The 20,656-nt window shown below is 33.3% G+C and carries 15 protein-coding genes; 1 reads left to right on the forward strand and 14 read right to left on the reverse strand.

What is annotated here, in order from left to right; all coding sequences use genetic code 11:
• Positions 1–64 precede the first annotated feature (64 nt).
• The 13 genes from C6368_RS07105 to C6368_RS07165 form a co-directional block, all read right to left on the reverse strand.
• Positions 65–3,085, reverse strand: a complete 3,021-nt coding sequence (locus C6368_RS07105) for a T9SS type A sorting domain-containing protein (RefSeq protein ID WP_107038497.1) — start codon at positions 3,083–3,085, stop codon at positions 65–67.
• Positions 3,086–3,205: 120 nt separating this feature from the next.
• Complete coding sequence (locus C6368_RS07110) at positions 3,206–6,229, reverse strand: T9SS type A sorting domain-containing protein (protein WP_159038485.1); 3,024 nt, start codon at positions 6,227–6,229, stop codon at positions 3,206–3,208.
• A gap of 149 nt (positions 6,230–6,378) precedes the next feature.
• Positions 6,379–7,155, reverse strand: a complete 777-nt coding sequence (locus C6368_RS07115; protein ID WP_159038486.1) for a hypothetical protein — start codon at positions 7,153–7,155, stop codon at positions 6,379–6,381.
• 112 nt (positions 7,156–7,267) lie between these two features.
• Positions 7,268–8,488 carry a hypothetical protein gene (locus C6368_RS07120; RefSeq protein WP_107038500.1) on the reverse strand — a complete coding sequence of 407 codons (1,221 nt, stop codon included), beginning with the start codon at positions 8,486–8,488 and terminating at the stop codon, positions 7,268–7,270.
• Positions 8,475–9,017: an RNA polymerase sigma factor gene (locus C6368_RS07125; RefSeq protein ID WP_107038501.1), complete on the reverse strand. Its 543-nt coding sequence runs from the start codon at positions 9,015–9,017 to the stop codon at positions 8,475–8,477. Before C6368_RS07125 ends, C6368_RS07120 begins: the two co-directional genes overlap by 14 nt.
• Positions 9,018–9,092: 75 nt before the next feature.
• A complete protein-coding gene (locus tag C6368_RS07130) occupies positions 9,093–9,533 on the reverse strand; it encodes a hypothetical protein (protein WP_107038502.1) in 441 nt (146 codons plus the stop codon).
• Between the two features lie 11 nt (positions 9,534–9,544).
• Positions 9,545–10,012: a protease complex subunit PrcB family protein gene (locus C6368_RS07135; protein ID WP_107038503.1), complete on the reverse strand. Its 468-nt coding sequence runs from the start codon at positions 10,010–10,012 to the stop codon at positions 9,545–9,547.
• A 204-nt stretch (positions 10,013–10,216) separates the two neighbouring features.
• Positions 10,217–11,365 (reverse strand): mechanosensitive ion channel family protein, encoded by a 1,149-nt coding sequence (locus C6368_RS07140; RefSeq protein ID WP_159038487.1) that lies wholly within the window; start codon positions 11,363–11,365, stop codon positions 10,217–10,219.
• Between the two features lie 15 nt (positions 11,366–11,380).
• On the reverse strand, positions 11,381–13,426 hold the full coding sequence (gene dnaG, locus C6368_RS07145) for a DNA primase (RefSeq protein WP_107038505.1): 2,046 nt from the start codon (positions 13,424–13,426) through the stop codon (positions 11,381–11,383).
• A 6-nt stretch (positions 13,427–13,432) separates the two neighbouring features.
• On the reverse strand, positions 13,433–13,846 hold the full coding sequence (locus C6368_RS07150; RefSeq protein ID WP_107038506.1) for a toxin-antitoxin system YwqK family antitoxin: 414 nt from the start codon (positions 13,844–13,846) through the stop codon (positions 13,433–13,435).
• Between the two features lie 219 nt (positions 13,847–14,065).
• Positions 14,066–15,388 (reverse strand): 1-acyl-sn-glycerol-3-phosphate acyltransferase, encoded by a 1,323-nt coding sequence (locus tag C6368_RS07155; RefSeq protein ID WP_107038507.1) that lies wholly within the window; start codon positions 15,386–15,388, stop codon positions 14,066–14,068.
• 303 nt (positions 15,389–15,691) lie between these two features.
• A complete protein-coding gene (locus C6368_RS07160) occupies positions 15,692–16,738 on the reverse strand; it encodes a sensor histidine kinase (RefSeq protein ID WP_107038508.1) in 1,047 nt (348 codons plus the stop codon).
• Positions 16,738–17,424, reverse strand: coding sequence for a response regulator transcription factor (locus C6368_RS07165; protein WP_107038509.1), 687 nt, complete (start codon positions 17,422–17,424; stop codon positions 16,738–16,740). The genes C6368_RS07160 and C6368_RS07165 overlap by 1 nt, the downstream gene beginning before the upstream one ends.
• A 241-nt stretch (positions 17,425–17,665) precedes the next feature.
• On the opposite strand from C6368_RS07165, the gene C6368_RS07170 reads away from it, so the two are divergent.
• On the forward strand, positions 17,666–18,877 hold the full coding sequence (locus C6368_RS07170; RefSeq protein ID WP_107038510.1) for a porin: 1,212 nt from the start codon (positions 17,666–17,668) through the stop codon (positions 18,875–18,877).
• Between the two features lie 727 nt (positions 18,878–19,604).
• On the opposite strand, the gene C6368_RS07175 is transcribed toward C6368_RS07170, so the two are convergent.
• On the reverse strand, positions 19,605–20,656 hold a 1,052-nt coding region (locus tag C6368_RS07175), incomplete at its 5' end, for a T9SS type A sorting domain-containing protein (RefSeq protein WP_159038488.1).

The raw sequence follows: 20,656 nt of genomic DNA on the forward strand, positions 1-20,656 counted from the left end.
CCGTTCAATTGAAAGTCCGATAGATTTCAACGAGCTTAATATAGTAAATTATTTTTGATTTCCATTAATGAATCACCAACTTCCTCACCTCACTCCCAACATTCACAAAGTAAACACCCGAAGAAAGTCCATTAAGATTAATTATCTTTTCCCCTTTTATTGAATTCTCGCCATTCAAAGGAATAACTTTTACAACTCGGCCATTGTAGGAAGTGATTTTGATTACATCCATCCTTACCTCATTCCAAACAATTGTGATTTGGTTTGTTGCTGGGTTTGGGAAGATGTTTATTGTTCCAATTTTAGGTTCATCACTTATAGACAACCAAATTTCATCATAAGGCACAGCATCCCAAGAAAACATTGGACGACCTTCATTCTGGTTAGATAGAATCTTTGTTTTAAATTCTTTATTGATGCGAATCCTCATTCTTGCTTCCGAAGAATTTAATTGTTCTCCTGATTTTAGCAGCGGTTGCATAACCCAAGATAAATTGGCATAAACATTTTTGTAGCCATCTGATGTTTGGGCTGAAAGCTCTTGGTGAATAAACGCTCCTTCATCGTAATTTGGCATTCCCATTTCTTCACCTCCAAAAATATAAATAACATGTTGACCTCCTAAAACATGGTTCCCGTTGTGATCATAAAGTCGCTCTGTTGGATTCCAAATCATATCGTTTCCGTTATCGCTTGTGAGAGTAGAATTTTCACAAAATGCGATATTCAATCTGCGTCCGGTTTCTACATCAATGGCATATCCAGGAAACCATCCCATCCCCACTCCTGAACCATCTGGAACACCTAATTTATTCACTGAAGAACTTTGACGTAAAAGACCTGCTTTACCTCCGTTTATCGAAGTAGACTCATCTTTATTTAGTTCAATTACTGGACTTCGTGTCCATTTAGAAGTGTCATCTGTAAAAACAACATCAATACTTGGATGATAAATTGGGGGCATATTTAAAACAGCTATTGAATTATAACTGTTCATCATTCCATTTGGCGCTGCCAGTGGGGAAAACAGACAATCGTTAAATCTCGCGAGTTTACTTGGTGCTACAATTCCATTCAATAAATTCGAATAAATATTATATGGATCATAACCGTTAGAATTGTAACAATGAACACCAAAAATACTGTCTAAAGGAGGATTTGAAGTCGAATTAGTATTGGGTCCAGACATTATCCAGTTGAGCGGTGTATTTTGATTTAGATTTTTAACTCCCGTAAGCCATTCGTTATTAGCATTTTCAAAAGTTAACGTGGTTTCCAATGGTTGGGCTATTCTATCTCTAAATGCGCATTGATTTCCAAGACTACCACATATATAATTCTCTTGTTTTATTCGAATAGCCATTCCCCATTGCGGAATTAACTGCTCATTTCCTATTTCAATAGTTGAAGTTGAATTAACCGAATCTATTAGCATCCCTCCGATGGAATCGTAATGAAACACGGTCCAATTCGCAGTATTTACATCAACATATTCATTGAATTTTAACACAAAATGTCCAACAGCATGGTTTATCGTATCGGTTAATCGTGCTTCAATTGGTCCTTTACCTCTAGCATAACGCACTTTATCCAAAGAATTATGAATTAAAATGTTTTCTTCAGTCCACTTATGAAATGTTACTGCACGAGACATATTTCCTTCACCGTCCAATCTTGTAATTTCGAAATTCAGATTTAAATTTTTCTCTTCCTCTTCAAAAATATCAGCTATTCCTGTACCTTGTTCAATACAAGAATAAGTGGCATTGTCGAAATAATTTTGAACCGAATCGGCAATATCGATAACACCTTGTACATTCTCTAAAGTATCACCACGACGATTTACAATAATCGCATAATTATAGACTAGTGTATCTCCAGGCGTGAATGACTCACTAACAGTAGACATTAAAATATTCCTATCTGTAGGCTGATTAGCGGTTCCGTTTCCATCCGTGTCTAATTCCGTCCAACCAGTTCCTAAATAAGGGTTTCCGTCATACAAATGTTGAGTTGGAACTGTTCCTCCAAAACCATCTCCTCCATAGGTCCATTCATCACCATTCATCCATTTTCCATTCATATAATTCCAATAATCAGCTGGTAGAGTTGGAGTTGATGGGATTGGACTGAAATCAGGCCTTACTATCGTTCCAGAATATTGAATAGATTTATTCAAACTCATTATACCAATCGCAGGAGGATTAATTCCATAGGTTGCCAAAACAGGTTGTTGACCTTGAGAATCATCTCCACCTTTATATGAATACATTAAATTTTTGGAAGGATCAGAACCAATATAATCGTGCGTATGGGTTCCGATATCTGTATCCAAATAAAATGTTGATTTAAAATCATTGAATGAATTTTGGCCTCTATTTATTACCGAAATTTCTATAAAAGTTGTTGAGTCAATATAATTATTTGATTGAAATTGATAAATCATCATGTGAATTTCAGCGCCAATTTTTTCACCACCACTCGCATAATGCATCCCGTCATCATGCATAATTTGATAAGATGCAACATCTCCCTTGATACACGGATAGTCTCCCAGATGCGGTTCGTAAACTTCATTGTTATTCACATCAACATAAGGTGCCAATTGCTCTGAAACTCCTAGAGTTGGATCTCCATTACCAGGCCAATTCAAAATAGCATTAGGGGCAACATAACCTTGTTGATTAAAATTATCAATATGATAAATAATTTCTGATTTCCTTACTGTCCAAATACCGCTTTGGTAACCATACATATATGCTGTGTCTAGGTAATTTCCAGTGGTAGAATATGGTCCGCGATAGAAATCTTTATTCACTGTATAGTATTGAGCAGCTAATTTCAAATCTCCATTTTGATTCGTTCCTCCAAACCAAAAACCGGCATTAAAGATAAGTTTTAATTGACTACCCGCCGGAAATTCATAGCCAGGTGAATTATTAATAAAATCTTGAAACAATCTACCTTCATCATTAATTAATGCTGAAATTCTATTTCCGCTGATCGTATCAAGCGTACTCTGACTTTTAATAGTTTGATTAAAACCAAAAAGCAACATCAATAAAAATAGGCCTACTTGTTTCATCTTATAAATTATTGGATTATTTAAAGTTAAGAAAAATAAAGAGTTCAATCAGCGATATAATGACTTATAATTTGACATTCTTAGTTTTTCATTTTTGAATTTTATTACTCTAAGTTTCCATTAATTAATCACCAACTTCCTCACCTCACTCCCAACATTCACATAGTAAACACCCGAAGAAAGTCCATTAATATCAATTACTTCCTCTCCTTTTAATGCATTGGCTCCATTTACAGGAATAATTTTCACTAGCCTACCATTGTAAGAATTGATTTTAATCATATCCACTTTTACCTCATCCCAAGTGATTGTAATTTTGTTTGATGCTGGATTTGGGTAGATGTTGATTTTTCCAATTTTAGGTTCAGCAATTGTTGACAACCAGATTTCATCATAAGGCACAGCATCCCAAGAAAACATTGGACGACCTTCATTCTGGTTAGATAGAATCTTCGTTTTAAATTCTTTATTGATGCGAATTCTCATTCTTGCTTCCGAGGAATTTAACTGTTCTCCTGATTTTAGAAGCGGTTGCATAACCCAAGATAAATTGGCATATACATTTTGAAACCCATTTATTGTTTCTATTGAAAGTTCTTGGTGAATGAAAGCTCCTTGGTCATAAATCGGCATACCAAATTCTTCCCTTCCAAAAACATAAATAACATGTTGCCCTCCTAACACATATTCTCCATTATTATCGAAAATTCGCTCCGTTGGATTCCAAATCATGTCGTCTCCATTGTCATTTGTTAATGTGGAATTTTCACCAAAAGCAATATTCAATCTTCTTCCTGTTTCAACATCTATGGCATAGCCCGGGAACCATCCCATTCCAGTTCCAGAGCCATCTGGATTTCCTAATTTATCCACCGAAGAACTTTGGCGTAAAAAACCTGCTTTCCCTCCTCCTATTGAACCTTGGTCAAAAGTATTGAGTTCAATTACTGGAGCTCTTGTCCATCTTGTGGTGTCATCAGTAAAAACTATATCAATACTTGGCTGATAGATAATTGCCTGGACAAGAGGTGTAATAGAATTGAAAACAGAGTTATTCCCTACAGACTCTGAAATAACCATTGGTGCTAAATAACATTCATTCGCTCTGGCTAACCAAGAAGGTGAAACAATCCCATCTGCTAGTTTACTATAAACATTAAAAGGATCGTATCCATTAGATGGATAGCAGTTTGGATCAAATATGCTATCATTTGGCGAGGTATTTCCTTGTGGGAAAAAGTTTCCTGATCTTATCCAATTTAATGGTGTTATTGCATTGGTATTCTTTACACCAGTCAACCATTCTATATTATTCTCAAAAGATAATTTTACTTCAAGAGGTAAAGCATGTTTTTCTCTTTCTGGACAAATTGACGGAGGTGATGCACAAACATAATTCTCTTGTTTTATTCTAATTGCCATTCCCCATTGTGGAATTAATTGTTCGTTCCCGACATCAATTGACGAAGTGGAATTCACGGTTTCTAATAAATTACCCCCCATAGAATCGTAGTGATAAATTGTCCAATTAGCTGTATCTACAACATCATACTCATTAAACTTAATTACAAAATGGCCAATAGCATGACTAATAGTGTCTGTAAGGCGAGCTTCAATTGGACCTTTACCTCTTTCGTAGCGTATTTTATCAAATGAATTGTGAAACAAGATATCGTTTTCAGTTACTGTATGAAGTGTAACTGCACGAGACATATTTCCTTCACCGTCCAATCTTGTAATTTCGAAATTCAGATTTAAATTTTTCTCTTCCTCTTCAAAAATATCAGCTATTCCTGTACCTTGTTGAATACAAGAATGAATGATATTGTCGAAATAATTTTGAACGGAGTCCGCATATTCTATTAATCCTTGGACATTTTCAAGATTTTCACCCTGGCGATTTACAATCACCGCATAATTAAAAGTCATAATGTCTCCCGGGTTAAATGTCTCCCCAATTGTCGTGGCAAAAAACCTTCGGTCACCTATAGGAGCTGAGTTTCCGTTTCCATCTACATTCAACTCTGTCCAACCAGTTCCTAAATATGGGTTTCCATTTTTAAAATGATTTGCAGAAATAGTTCCACCGTATCCATTTCCACCGTAAGTCCAATCTGTTCCGTCTTTCCATTTTCCATTCATGTAATTCCAAAAATCGGCAGGAGAACTAGGGTCATCGGTTGCTGGTGTTCCTAAATCACTTCGGTTAAATGTCCATGAATATTCAAAGTCTTTATTTAAACTCATCAACCCTATGGCTGGTGCATTTAGACCATATCCTGAAGCTCCAGATTGACCCTCATCAAAATTATCACCGTTATACGCGTAAACTAAATTTTTAGAAGGGGCTGAACCAATATAATCGTCTTCCGAAAAACCAATATCGGGATCCATGAAAATAGTTGCCTTAAAATCATTGAAAGAATTTTGACCTCTATTAATTACTTTAACTTCAATAAAAGTTGTTGAATCAATAAAATCAGTAGATTGAACATGGTAGAGCATCAAGTGAATTTCAGCGCCAATTTTCTCATTTGGACCAACTACATGATCGAGGTCTTCGTGCATAATTTGGTATGACGCCATGTCACCTTTTATACATGGATAATCTCCTAAATGCGGTTCATAAATTCCATTATTATTGATATCAACATAAGGAGCCAATTGCGTTGCAACACCGATAGAAGAATTTCCATTCCCAGGCCAATCTTTGATTACATCTGGAGCGATATACCCTTGTTGGTCAAAATTATCTATATGATAAATAATTTGTGATTTTCTAACCGTCCAAATTGCATTTTCGTAATTATAAATGAAAGCTGTATCAAGATATTGACCAGTAGAAGAAATTGGACCACGAGCAAAATTTTCTTTTGAATCGAATAAACGGGTTACCAGTTTGACCTCCCCATTTTGATTAGTTCCTCCAAACCATAATGCGCCCATAAAAATGAGATTATTTCCACTTCCTGAGGGAAATTCATAACCAGCAGAAGTGGTATATTCATTAAAAAATAGTCCTCCTTCATCATTAATTAATGCCGAAATACTATTTCCGTTAAGCGTATCCATTAGCTGTTGAGCATTCAGATATTGGAATGAGGATAAAAATATTGTCGCTAAAATAAATCCTAGTTTCTTCATGATTGTAGTTTTAAAGTAGAAGTGCATAATAAAATAACTCCTACTACAATTACGTATTTTCTTGAGAATGGGTTGAAAAAAATAGGAATTATAAAAATTGATATTTCATAATTCCTATATAGAACTACATTTAATGAGGTATTAATAACCTAGTTTTGCGTTAGTCCAACAATTAAAAAGATTAAGCCTATAACCAATAGAACCAATCCAATTAAAATAGAAACGAGCAAAAATAAAAGGAATCCAAGAATTAGTATTACTAAACCTGCCACAGCTAATGGACTCATCGAATTAGATTCAGCTGGTTGCTCAACTTTACTGGATTCAACAGTTTCTATTTTTACAACTTTAGTCTCAGCTTGAGTTTCCTTTTTAGCGTTAAAAACATCCTTTGTCCCATTGACATATTTAACCATGAATACTTCTGAAACACTTAAGCTGTATGTAGGACCATCTAAATTATCACATTTTTTATATTTGATTTTTGTTTCTTCAATCTCTAAAACTTTAGCGCTTATTTCGTCACCATTAACTTTAGTGATCACATCACACTTTTCGCTTTCTTGATCCACTCTAATGTTTAAATCTAAAGTTTCATTCGGAGTAAAAGTTAAAGTTTCATTAGAATTAATCTGATCAACATGATCTCTTGAACCAGTTTCATTAAGTTCATCCAAAGCTAAATTCGACATGGATTTTTCTTCATTTATAGAACTATTTCTATTGAATTGTTCATTACTTTCAATCAGGCTATATTTAGATTTAGCTGATGACTTCTCCTTGATGTTAGCGATATTCGATTTGGTGTTCTTATTTAATTTCACATGGTAACCACCAGTATGAAGTCGTTTTTCAATTGAACATGAGTTCATAAATGATACCATAAAAATAATAGCAAAACAAGTAGTAAGTTTGAATTTTTTCATAAGTGTAATTTAGTTATTTTCTTAAATATAGGAAATATTTCATTTTACACTCTAGAAAAAAATAGACTTTATGGGATGGTCTTGGATTCAAATTTGTTTTCTCCAACTTTCTTTAAAAATAATATCTTAATGCAAGACCTCCTCCAAAACTTGGATTTCTTCTCTCTAAGAATTCCCAGTTGAAATGAGATTTTAAATTTTGATTTACTTGCCCAAATGCCATTAGAGAGTATTTTCCAATTTTATATGCTATAGCAGGTCGAACAAACAAAGTAATTCCATAAGTTGAAATTTCAGGTGTTTCTAATTGTGAACTTTCATCTAATTCACTGAATTTTCCTACACTGAAATTACTCCCAGCGGTTAAATCAAGATTCCAATTTTGAAGCAGCACTCGATTATAGGTTAATCCAATGCCTACATTAATTTGCTGAAATTTATACTTAATATCTTCAGATAAAAAAGTTGGTACGAAAATAAAAGTATCTGGCATTGAAACTCCAATATCTTTTGGAATACTATCCCAGGTTGTCAACTCACCTCTTTGAAGAATGTTATGATGTGCAAATCCCAAACCTAAATTGATAGAAAATGAACTTGAAATATTCCTTTGATATTCTAATCTAAATTCGGAAGTATGGATGTGAATAGTTCCATTTTCTAGGTTCTCGAATCCTTCTTGAGATCTATTTGACCTACTGGATTCAAAAGCATAATTAACAAAACCGGTTAAGCTTCCATGACTTTGTTTTTTGCCTTCTAAACCAAGACTTGAAGTCTTATTTACGTGAACTAAAACTTGTCTTAAAGGACTTACCTCAATTGAATTGGTTAGTCCTTTCTTGGATAGAAAATTAACATTGAGTTTTGGTGTTATAAACAAATTACTTAAATTTTTTATCTCAACCGCTTTAAAACTGTTTTGTTGTTTATTAAATAAAATTGAAGGATTTATGACTGCTTCTTTTTCAATATTAACAGGTTTTGCATCAACATTCATCAGGTTATTTTGTGTCTTTTGAATAGCTTTCAAATCGATATCCAATTCAGTTTCAGTTTCATCCTTCTTGTCATTATTTACATTAATTTTCGAAAGATAAACTGGAGCATTTGAAACTTTTTGTGAGGAAGAAGGAGTAAAACAAATTCCAATTAGTAAAGCGAATAATCCCAAAAAAGAAGCAGCAAAAAATAGCCAAAAACCAATTTTTCGTTCTTTCTTATTTGAAAATAGACTTTCATCTATTGCCGATTTCAATGACGCATCAGGGGTAGCCAAAAACCCTTCGAATTCATCTTTAAAAAGGTCGTCTATATTTTCAAGCTCTTTCATCTTTTTTTCTTTCTTGAATTAATTTTTGAATCATCGATCTTGCTTTTGACAATTGAGATTTAGAGGTACCAACGGAAATCCCTAAATGTTCAGCAATTTCAATATGACTTAAATTGTCTAAAACAAACAAGTTAAAAACTGTTCGATATCCATCCGGCAATTGTTGTAACACAAGCATTAATCGTCCTTTCAAATCATCTTTTTGTATTTCAGGATAAGTCCATTCCACGTTGTTTGAGAAATCATTTTCATTACTACTGAGTACCATTTTCCTCTGTTTTTTTAAGAAATTTATAGCTGAATTGATAACGATGCTCTTTATCCATGGCGCAAGTGGCCGTTCTTCATTAAATGAATTCCTTGCTTCGTAAATTTTAATAAAACTGATTTGTAGAACTTCCTGTGCATCATCTTTGCAATGTGTGTAACGAATACAAACGGCAAACATAGCAGGAGCAAATTGCTCATAAATGCAATCAAAAGCTTTTTTATCTCCGTTTATAAAATCAGAAATCTGCTTGTTTGTCATTGAATTTCACTTAAATCTTTAGACTATTTCTCAGCCTTATGATTACATTAAAAAATGTTTGAGGCTATTTGATTTTTAGCGTTGCAGTTTCATATAAAATCCGCAAGCTCCTACTCCAAAAGATTGAGAATTTTCATCAATATTCATTGTATCTCCAACAATTACAAATTCCCCCAATTCGGATTGATCTATGGAAAGATAAGTATTGCCATTTGCCTGTATTACATCATATTGATAAGTACCAGTAGGTAATGAATAATAAACTGAGCTCGAACCATTGTTTTCTACAATCAAATCGTTGGCGCCAAACAACCAAGTTACATCACCCAATGCATATTGTTCATTTGCACCAACAATACCACCAAATATCTGCACTAAATTCCACTTTCCATGAAATTCTGACTTAGTTCTATTGATATTATTTTCACTAATTGAAGGCTTCTCTTTTGTGCATCCAACACAGATCCCAATAAATGCGATTAAGAAAAATTGAATAATAAAATTTGTATTTTTCATAACATTTAAAATTAATTAAAAATAACTTGTTTATTCGTCTTGTCTATTTTCACAACAATGTAAGGTTGTGTGATAACTGTAGTAGCATTTCCACCAGGAAAAGACTTGTCAATAGTGACAGCGATGTTATTGTTATTTTCAACAATATTTGTATAATTAATCGCGTGCCCACCAGACATTTTAATTTCATCGATAGAAACTAAAACCGTCCATTGAGAAAAATCTACATGTTGTTCGTTGAATCTATAGGTCACATCATTCTTGGAATCCATCTGTGCTTTAAGTGCATTCCAAGTAATGGAATCATTTATAACATAATTCTCCTCTATAAACCCTTCACTAGACCCTCCATATAAATTATCTTGACCAATTAAATGCATACTGATTTGGTTAGATTCTGGAGAAGTATTTTTCTTCTCACAGCTGAATAATCCAAAACCTAAAATTAAAGTTCCTAATATAAATTGTTTTGCTTTCATCTTGAATTGTTTTAATGAGTATATTTATTCTACACTAAATACAATTGAGATATTGAAGGGTTGTCTGAACTATTGTTGAATTAAGAAATTATTTTTCATACGTGAAATTTTGATTTAAACTTTAGGTTAAAATCTTGAGGAATTAAATTGCTGAATCAATGGCCTTTTTCAATATTTCAATTCTTAAATACTTAGAACCAAAACCTATTCTTCAATCTCAGGTTTTTTATTCTGGCCGTAATCTGGTCTATCCTCTTTAGACATGTGAATAGTTCTTTGAGGGAATGGAATTTTGATTCCGTTTTGTTTGAATAAGCGGTCTATTTCAAAACGAATTTCTGATTTATAATACTCAGCAAACCATTTCTGATTTGCCCAAAAAAGCAATTCCATCTCTAAAGCATATTCTCCGAAATCCAAAATCCTAACCATTACAGGTCGTTTTTTACTGACCTCTGGATGGCTTAATGCAGCTTGTTTCAAAAGCTTTTTCACCAATTCTGTATCTGTTCCGTAGGCAACCCTTAAGGTGATATTAAAACGTGTATGTCCAGTACTAAAAGTCCAGTTTTCAACTTGATCTTGAGTCAATAAAGAGTTGGGAATAATTAAAGTATTTCCATCACGGGTTTCGACTTTGGTTGTTCTCACATTGATTTTCAATACCCTTCCGATAATTTCTTCTCCAGTTACAGGACTAAAGAGCCTTACGATATCACTAACCTTAATTGTTCCTTCAAATAAAAGAACGATTCCAGAAATCATATCTCGAAACATTCCTTGCAATCCTAGGGCTAAAGCGGCAAAAATTGCTGCAGAACCTACAACCAATCCACTGAGGTCTGTAAATACAATCTGAAGTGAAAAAACAACAGCAAAAACATAAATAATATATTTAGCAAATTGTAAATAAACAAATCGTGTTCCTTCATCAAAGTCATCATTATCTTTAAATCTTCGGTCTATATAAAGTCTGAAAATATTAATAATAAAACGAGAAATTACAAAGATTAGAATGATAGTAATGACATCCATCATGCTGATATGGAATCTACCATCAGCTTTTTTTGGAATAATATCATAGCTTAAAAATTCACGAATGGAAATTACATCATTTTCGATTCTAAAAGCTTGAAAACCGACAACTAATGCTCCTAAAATCAACAATTGATTTAAAACCTTTAAAATGGTAATTCGAGTACCTTTTATTTTAATGTTAGGTTTTTTCAAATATCTTTTCAGCATCCTTTTGATGAACTTATTCAAAATAACTGTAAGAATTATTGTTGCAATCCAGATCAGAATAATCCAAAAAGAAGCGATATATGGCCCAACTTTAAATTCGAAAAACATTAACATAGTTTAAAATTAAATGATTATTCGGCCTAATTGATGTGCAAAAGCACTTTTTATTTTCTCAAGTAACATTTGTTCCTTAATTAAAACAGTTAACTTTTCAACGTCATTAGGATCGAGATTTTGCAATTCTTCTTGAATATCCTGAATTCTTCGCATTATCACTGAGTTCTTAAAAGCATATAAAGATTCCTTTACTGCTTGGGCCATTTTATGTACCTCTTCAGTGGTTTCAATTTTATAGGATAGTAACCACTGCCTGCTCAATTCATGACGAGGAGATAATATATCTGTTACGAATTTTACTATTTCATTGTCCTCATTTCTCAAAAAACGAGCTGGTTCATAAAAAACATCTTCTTTTAATCCTTGCTGACATAAAGAATAAATCTTTTGAAAAAGTGGATTATGGAATTGCAATTCATCTCTGTCTAATTCAAATATTATAAGCTCTGCAACACTCACATCGTAAGGTGCTTCTTCTTTGTTTTCAAGCGAACTTTCAATTTCTATTGCACGACTTCCGTATAAAACTAGAATTCTAATTAAGTCGAATTCTTGATCATAAAAATCTCGCTTATTTGAATCAATTTTTTTTACAACTTCATTCGGAATTTCTCCGAAAGCTTCAATAGGAATTTCTCCTTCGTCTTCGTAATTGGGAGGTCCTGTAAGTGAAGACGTGGAAGATGAGGTGGAAGATGGAGAGGAAGGAGGCTGAGTTGTTCTCTTCCTAGGATTATTCAATGCTTTCCGTCGAATAACATTGAGCTCATTCAGTAAAGTTTGTTCTTTAAAATCAAACTGAGCCGCCGTTTGTTTAAGGTATACCGATCGTGTTATGCTATCCGGAATAAGCGCAATAGAACCAACAATTTCCTTAATTAAACCTGCACGTTGAATTGGATCGTTTTCAGTTCCCTTTAAGAGTACATCTGTTTTGAATCCAACAAAATCTTTTTGATTTTCTTCTAAATATTTTTTTAACTCTTCGGTACTGTGACTTTTTGCGAAAGAATCTGGATCTTCACCTTCTGGAAAAAGACAAACTTTTACAGAGAGACCTTCTTCTAACAATAAATCAATTCCTCGAAAAGAAGCTTTTATCCCCGCAGGATCGCTGTCATAAAGTACAGTGATGTTTTGGGTGTATCTCTGAATTAACTTTATCTGGCCTTTCGTAAGCGAAGTTCCACTACTTGAAACTACGTTTTCCACTCCCGATTGGGCCATGCTAATTACATCCGTATATCCTTCAACCAAAAAACAATTGTCTTGCTTAATGATTTCACTCTTAGCAAAATAAATTCCATAAAGAACTTTACTCTTATCGTAAAGTATACTTTCAGGTGAATTGAAATATTTTGCAATTTTCTTATCTGTCTGAAGTGTTCTCCCTCCAAAACCAAGCACTTTACCTGACACAGAATGAATTGGAAACATCACCCTTCCACTAAAGAAATCAAATCTTCTTCCGTTACTTGTCTTGGTTAATCCAAGTTGTTCTAAATATTTTTGTTTATACCCATTTTCAACTGCAGTCTCGGTAAATGACTTTTCATTTCTAGGACAATATCCTAATTGAAACTTATCAATTGTTTGCTCGGTAAAACCACGTTCTTTAAAATATGAAAAACCAATTGTTTTACCTTCAGAAGAATTCTTAATACTGTTTGCAAAAAAATCTCTAGCATAGGAATTTATAATTTGCAAACTCTCTCTTTCCGAAAGTTCTGCTTGTTCTTCAGGCGTTAAAGGCTTTTCCTCAGGCAACTGAATATTGTAGCGCTCCGCCAACCATCGTAGGGCTTCAGGATAGCTAAATTGTTCTAATTCCATCAAAAAAGTTACTGCCGTCCCTCCTTTCCCAGTTGAAAAACATTTAAAAATCTGCTTGGCAGGACTTACCATAAAAGATGGTGTTCTCTCTTCGGTAAAAGGACTTAATCCTTTGAAGTTTGATCCCGATTTTTTTAGTTGAACATATTCACCGAGCACCTCCTCAATTCGAGCGGTGTTCATGATTTCATCGATAATATGTGAAGGAATTCTAGACATTAAAATTTATAACTTCGAGTAATCTTTAGTTTCAGTAAGTTGACCTTCTTCATTGTAAAATTTCCAAACACCAATCGCTTCATCATTTAAATATTCTCCAGAATAATGAACTGCACCATTTGGATATTTCACTACAGTATGTCCGTTTTTTATGCCATCACTATAAATTACGATTGACAACTCTACTCCTTGTTCTGAAAAATACCTCCAAATCCCTGTTCTTTTTCCATCTTTATTTTTTCTTCCAGAAATCTTTATTTGTTGATGTCCTTCATACCATTCTGTATATTTCCCATTATCATCTTCAACAATTAATGGCCTATATTCCATTTTTACTTCAGGTCTTTTAGGCTTTTCCTCTTCAGTGCATCCTGACCAAATCAATAAAGACAACACTATGAAAAAATATTTATTCATCATTTTTTAGTTTCAAATTAATATTTACAAAAATACGTTATTTATTGAATGAAATTGACCTAAATCACATCTTTCAAACTATGTCGTCCCGTCAGGACTTTTTAGTTTGCTATAATAATTAATCTAAGTTTTATTTCCCTGTGACTACATTTAGTGTATCCAAATACTATTAAAGGCAATTCACATTATTTCTTTGATTTGACTTTTCAGAATGAGAGAATCTCAATCTTCAAACAACAACTCTTTCATCCTCTTTTTCTCTTTTTGAAGTTCATGAAGCGTTTCTTTTTGGTCGAACATCAAAAACATATAACGCCATTTGTAGCTAATGTGTTTGAGGTATTTGAAAAACCAATAAGTAAATATCCCCATTAGAGGCATTAGAATTAGATATGCCATGATTCCTAGCCAGGAAAGATTAAACACATAATGAGCTGTAACTGCAAATCCACTATAGGTTAATGGATACAAAACAATTCCTACAAGGATGGCTAACGGAGCATAATATTCAATATCTTTAGATAGTTTTGGCACCAACCAATCGGTAAAAAGATATTGAAAAATGTTGTGAATCACTCCAAAAACAGCCATTGGAAGTGCAACTAAAATAAAAATTAACGAAGTTAAAATCTGTCTTAGAAACAATCGAGATCTAAATTTTCTATCCAGAAAATCTGCTCGCACTCTCATTTTCTCTAACTTCCAATCCATTGATTTGATGCTTTGTTTGATTTCATCAATTCGCCAAGGTTGAACAAGTTTTAATTCATCAATTTTACTTTTTATATCTTTCAGTTCATTCACTTGCCGTTGCACACCTTTGTCATGTGAAGCAATATATTTTGTATTCAAAACCTTATAGATCTCATCTAGCAACTCTTCTTCTTCTTTGGTTTCTGTTGTTACCAAAACTTTTTCAAGTCTATTTCTAAATTGATCTGTCAAATTACGAACAGCTTTTCTTTTATCAGTGATATAAAGTTCGTAATAGCTCATTACTCCCCTTGGTTGATCGATATCAATCAAAATATTACTTCTGAATTTTTCAGGTTGAGAATAATTAATTCCTACAGCTACAATTTGTAAATCTAACTTTCCCCCGTTCAACTTTTCTGTTTCTAAAGCTATTCTAGCAGTTCCAGTTTTTAATTCTCGAAGAATTTTCTCCTTGTACGAGGTACCTTCTGGAAAAATAACCAATGTTTTACCTTCCGCTAAAACCTTATAACATTCACTTAAAGAATCATTATTATCTACTCCTTCCGTAATGCCCTCTCCTTTACGATTTATTGGAATCATGTTTAAACTGCGCAATAATTTGAGTTTAAATTTCGAATCAAACAGCGTCGCTTTGGCCATATAATAAATGGGCTGCTTACAAACCATACCAATTACCCATGCATCCATCAATGTATTCGGGTGATTAGCAATAATTATCATAGGTTTGTTTCCATTGGCTAGATTATCTCTATTATTCACCCGTATTTCTTTATAATACAGTCGAATTCCAACACCAATTATGAATTTTAAAATGCGGTACAGCATGCAGTTGTTTTTGACAAGTTAATAAAAAATAATTACGGTCGGGAGAATTACGAAATATACGAAGGATAATCTAGAAACGTTTTGCAAAACGTTGGCTTCAATCGAAATTATAATTCGTAAAAATTCAATTGATTCAACCAAACCTAGATTGCCCAAAAATGGAAATCGCTAAAATTTGAACAAACAAAGTCAATCATAAAAAAACCTCCAAAAGTATAAACTCTCAGAGGTTTCTATTGTCTAAAATATATAAATCTAGCTTATAATATTAATCAGGTTTAAACAAATCCTTTAGAATTACCACTAATGCTTACTGCTTTTTTTCAATGAAAACGTAAATGTACTTCCTTCACCAATTCTACTTTTCACTGAAATTCTTTCATTGTGAGATTCGATAATGTGCTTACAAATCGCGAGACCTAAACCAGAACCACCTTCATTTCTATTTCTACTTTGTTCAACACGGTAAAATCTTTCAAATAAACGTGGAATATTTTTCTCTTCAATCCCAATTCCATTATCTGATATCTCTGTCATTAGGTTATTCTTCAAGGAGTAGAAACGGATTGTAGTATATCCTTTTTCAGTTGAGTAATTTAATGAATTGGCTATTAAATTGGTTAAAACTTGAGCTATTTTAGCTTTATCTGCATTAACGAAAATCGGTTGATATCTCTCAGCTAATTTAAGGGTAATTTCATTTTCTAGGCATTTTTCTTCAAATGAAAAAATGAGATCTTTCGTCAATTGTACAATATCAAATGCTTCTTTACGAATCTCAACTTTATTCACCTCAAGTTTCATAATCTGATCCAAATCTTCAAGAATATCAGCCATTCTTTCTGTGGAAAAAGCAGCACGCTCTAGAAATTTTCGATTTACTTTCTCATCTTCTAAACCACCTTCTAACAAAGTTAGAATATATCCTTGAATACTAAAGACTGGTGTTTTTAGCTCATGAGCTAAATTCCCTAAGAATTCACGTCTAAAATCCGCTTGCTCCCTAAGTTTGGTTATTTCAACTTTTCGGGCAGTAGCCCAAGCTACAGAAGCTGTAGAAGCATCTCCAATTGAGTCATTGTTCATGTCAATTTTAGGACCTTCACCCTTCATACTTGATCCATGATTTATAATACGGAAGATTAACTCCAATCGGTCTTGAATGAATTTTTTCAACAATACATAACTCACCAACATTGAAACGAGACCACCGATAGCCGCAATGATTAGAATATCTAGAACAGGAATTAAATCAATGAGACTTCTATAAAGAAATAAAAGAACAACAACCAAAATAAATTGTGTTATTGCTCCAATAAATACAACATGAATCGGTTTTATATTCTTCATTATGCTTTAAAAGTGTATCCCACTCCTTTTATAGTTTTGATATAATTCCCTCCTATTTTCTCTCTTAACTTTCTGATGTGAACATCAACTGTTCTTTCTCCAACAATCGTATCGTCTCCCCACACCTCAGCTAATATCTGATCTCTGTTAGCAACGATTCCTGGTTTTCTCATTAAGAAAGATAATAGTTCGAATTCTTTCTTCGGCAAATATAATTCTTCTCCCTTGAAAAGTAAAAGATAACGATCAGTATCTAAAACCAAATCTTGATTGACTTCTTGAACTGAATCTGTTGGGGTATTATTACCACCAGATCTTCTTAAAAGTGCTTCAATTCTACTTAATAAAACTTTTGGTCGAATTGGTTTATTGATGTAATCATCACCACCAGCATTAAATCCAGCAATTTGTGAATAATCCTCCGCTCTGGAAGTCAAAAATGCAATTAAAGGTTGACAATCTAATTCTTTTGAACGAATTGCCTCACACACTTGCACTCCATCCATCTTTGGCATCATAACATCAAGTAGAATTAAATCTGGCTTAACTTTTTCAGACAACGCTACCGCCTCCTCACCATTCACAGCTTTATGCACCGTATATCCATCTTTTTCCAAGTTGTAAGAAATCATTTCCAAGATGTCTGGATCATCATCTGCAAATAGTATTGTTGCTTTATTGTTCATATTTTCTTATTTTTCTAATAACAAAGTTACTCGAGTTAAGCAGAACAAGTATAAAGTAAACTTTACTCTTAGGTTAACAAATAGATACCAATGTTAAGTCATTGTTAAATCATATACCGAAAACCAACCTAATCATACTCCAAACACTATATTTGCCATCGAAAAGAACTTTAAAACTAACTTAAAACCTTATTAACAAAGGGATTAACAGAATAATATATTTTTAATAATAATTTATCATATGCTTAAAATAAAAAGGTTTCTACTCATTATTTGTGTTTGTTTTATCGCTTCTTCATCATTTAGTCAAATAGAAGACTATAGTTTTGGTGAAGGAATTCGTTACCAAGCAAAAGATTCTTCTTTTAGCATCAAAGCTTCTTTTCGCTTCCAAAATTTATTTATTGCAGATTGGAATGTAAATAATGATGACTTCAGTGATATTGGGAATCTCTCTACCAGCTTTATGGTCAGAAGAAGCCGTTTAAAATTTAGTGGATTTGCACATTCTCCAAAGTTGAAATATAAATTAGAAATTGGACTTTCAAATCGTGATATTAATCATCAAGGAGCAGAGTATTACGGAGAAGGTGGAAACATGATCTATGATGCTTATTTAAAATGGAATTTTTACAAAGCTTTTTCTCTTAAAGTTGGGCAATATAAAATGGCTGGAAACCGAGAACGTGTGATTTCCTCTGCTAATTTACAGTTTGTTGATCGTTCTGCCCTAAATGCAAGATTTAATCTAGACAGGGACATTGGCGCGAGTTTACATTTCGAAAAAACGTATGGGAAGCAATTCGGGGTACATTTTTTAGCTGGTTTTTTTCAAGGAGAAGGCAGGAATATTATTTCTGGAAATAGAGGGGGGTATGAAACCACGTTAAAATTAGAGGTGTTCCCATTTGGAAAATTCAGTGATAAAGGGGCTTACTTTGGAGCAGATTTGGCACGTGAACAAACTCCTAAACTTGCTATTGCAGTTGCATATGATCAAAATAATGGAGTGGCTAGAACAAGAGCCAACCTCGGGAGTTTTTTACCGGACAATGCCCTAACTAAAAACATAAGCTCAATTTTCGCAGATTTCATATTTAAGTATAAAGGTTTTTCAATGATGGGAGAATATGCTTACAAAAGTACAAATGACAATGACCCAAGAATAAATGATATCGGTAATAATTTTACAGGCTTTTCTTACTATACTGGTTCAGCTGTCAACCTTCAAGCAGGATTATTGTTCAAGAATGATTACGAGTTAGCAGCAAGATATACATTGATGAGACCACAAAATAATTTTGTTTCACCTACTTCCAACCATTATACTATAGGTGCTTCTAAGTATTTCAAGGGACATAGTTTAAAAGTTCAAACAGATGTGGGCTATATTCAAAACGACTTAGCAGATGATGGTTTAGTTTGGAGAATGCAATTGGAAATTGGTTTCTAGAGGACTACTAAACCACGATGGTTTAAAAGTAACATAGGTTTACGTGAGAATAAAATTCTATAACTATCAAAAAAATTAGATATTGGATGTAGAGTTTTATTTAGAAGCTAAATAGAGATGCAATAAAGTGCATCGTTTTAACACTATCTGAGACCAATAAAAAGTCTGAATTGATTAAAAGTTTTTTGACCTATATTGTCATCTGCATTAAAGTAATTCGTAAAATGTTTGATTGACCTTATACAAAGCCGTGTGACTTGTAGAATAGAAGGTCTTGTCAAGTTTTAGTTTTCAAAATAACTAACTTAGATCTCATTTCTAATGATTTAAAACTAGACTGAATCCATTTTATGATTTTCTGATAGCTCTTATTCTGATAGACCTTCTTATTGGGATATTATAACTTTCTTGATATTCCATTAAATAAGCAATCGTTTCATTTCTCGTTGGAAATTCGCTTTCCGAACTGAGCATTACCTAATTTGGCAATGACCTATCATGGATCACTTCTTTATTTATGGTAAATATGTCTCATACTTCAAAATTAAAAGAATTTCCACCGAGAATTAAATTTCAAGATTTGAATTAAGTCTATTTTGAAAGTTAATGCACAGTTGTCTCAAAAACATTATTCCAATAAAAAAGCGCCACTCAATTGAGTGACGCTTATCTTTTTTAAACTTAAAGCTATTTAAATTACAGAACGTAAGAATTACGTTTTAACAATTTATTGTTTCACAATTTTAAAGGATTTTTGACCTTCATTATTGTAAACACGTAGCGTATAAATTCCTCTTTCAAGGTTATCAATTGCTATTGTAGCTTCAGTTGCATTGAATAATGCTTTATTTTCAACAAGCACAATTCTACCATTCATGTCTAACATTTCAACTTTTAAAGATGAAGTATTTGAAGGATTCAGAATAGTTAAAACACTTGTAGCTGGGTTAGGGTAAACAGTGATGTCTACCATAACTTCTGTATCAACTGATAAATAATCACATCCTCCATCTGCGGTTATCGTAATATATGCAGTATCGGCTTGACAAGCACCTGTTGCTGCCGTGACATAAGAATAAACATAAACTCCAGGTTGATTTGAAACTGTAGTCATCGAACTAGCTAAAGGTGAATTTACTGGATTCAACCATGTTCCTCCCACATCAGCACCTGCACTTAAATATGTAGCTAAATCAACTGGTTCGTTTAAACATTTTGTATCTGCGTTATCCATTCCAGCATCGCTTCCTTGTTCAATTGTTAAATCTAATGTTACGATAGAATCACAACCGTTTGCAGCACCACCAACAATTGTAAATGTTGCTGTGTTATTATCAGCTGTGTAAGTCATTCCATCTATCCAAGTATATGTTTCACATGCAACCTGCATATCTGTTCCAGTAGAAGCATTATTGATTGTTAAATCTAAAGTTACAATTGAATCATTACCACAAACACTAGAACCACCACCTACGATTGTAAATGTTGCCGTGTTGTTTGAAGTCGTGTATGTCATACCATCAATCCAAGTGAATGTTTCACAAGCAACTTGGGTGTCTGTACCAGTAGCCGGAGCTGCCGCAGTAGTGAAAGCAAATGGACCAACAAAGGCACTCAAATTTCCACCTCCACAATCAGCTTGTACATAATACTCATAGTTAGTACATGGCGTCAACATAGTCAAAGTGTAAGGATTTGTATTGATACCTTGAATAGCAGTACCTGTACCTTGAGTAAATCCAGCAAGACCGTACTCAATATTCCATAAAGTTGCTGTTC

The organism is Brumimicrobium mesophilum (assembly GCF_003025005.1).
Lineage (GTDB): Bacteria > Bacteroidota > Bacteroidia > Flavobacteriales_D > Crocinitomicaceae > Brumimicrobium > Brumimicrobium mesophilum.

Bases quoted from the DNA above. Each gene is read 5' to 3' on its own strand.
- C6368_RS07110 (WP_159038485.1), bottom strand. From the start codon at position 6,229: ATGAAGAAACTAGGATTTATTTTAGCGACAATATTTTTATCCTCATTC.
- C6368_RS07160 (WP_107038508.1), bottom strand. From the start codon at position 16,738: ATGAAGAATATAAAACCGATTCATGTTGTATTTATTGGAGCAATAACA.
- C6368_RS07135 (WP_107038503.1), bottom strand. From the start codon at position 10,012: ATGAAAGCAAAACAATTTATATTAGGAACTTTAATTTTAGGTTTTGGA.
- C6368_RS07170 (WP_107038510.1), top strand. From the start codon at position 17,666: ATGCTTAAAATAAAAAGGTTTCTACTCATTATTTGTGTTTGTTTTATC.
- C6368_RS07105 (WP_107038497.1), bottom strand. From the start codon at position 3,085: ATGAAACAAGTAGGCCTATTTTTATTGATGTTGCTTTTTGGTTTTAAT.
- C6368_RS07140 (WP_159038487.1), bottom strand. From the start codon at position 11,365: ATGTTTTTCGAATTTAAAGTTGGGCCATATATCGCTTCTTTTTGGATT.
- C6368_RS07130 (WP_107038502.1), bottom strand. From the start codon at position 9,533: ATGAAAAATACAAATTTTATTATTCAATTTTTCTTAATCGCATTTATT.
- dnaG (WP_107038505.1), bottom strand. From the start codon at position 13,426: ATGTCTAGAATTCCTTCACATATTATCGATGAAATCATGAACACCGCT.
- C6368_RS07120 (WP_107038500.1), bottom strand. From the start codon at position 8,488: ATGAAAGAGCTTGAAAATATAGACGACCTTTTTAAAGATGAATTCGAA.
- C6368_RS07165 (WP_107038509.1), bottom strand. From the start codon at position 17,424: ATGAACAATAAAGCAACAATACTATTTGCAGATGATGATCCAGACATC.
- C6368_RS07125 (WP_107038501.1), bottom strand. From the start codon at position 9,017: ATGACAAACAAGCAGATTTCTGATTTTATAAACGGAGATAAAAAAGCT.
- C6368_RS07115 (WP_159038486.1), bottom strand. From the start codon at position 7,155: ATGAAAAAATTCAAACTTACTACTTGTTTTGCTATTATTTTTATGGTA.
- C6368_RS07155 (WP_107038507.1), bottom strand. From the start codon at position 15,388: ATGCTGTACCGCATTTTAAAATTCATAATTGGTGTTGGAATTCGACTG.
- C6368_RS07150 (WP_107038506.1), bottom strand. From the start codon at position 13,846: ATGATGAATAAATATTTTTTCATAGTGTTGTCTTTATTGATTTGGTCA.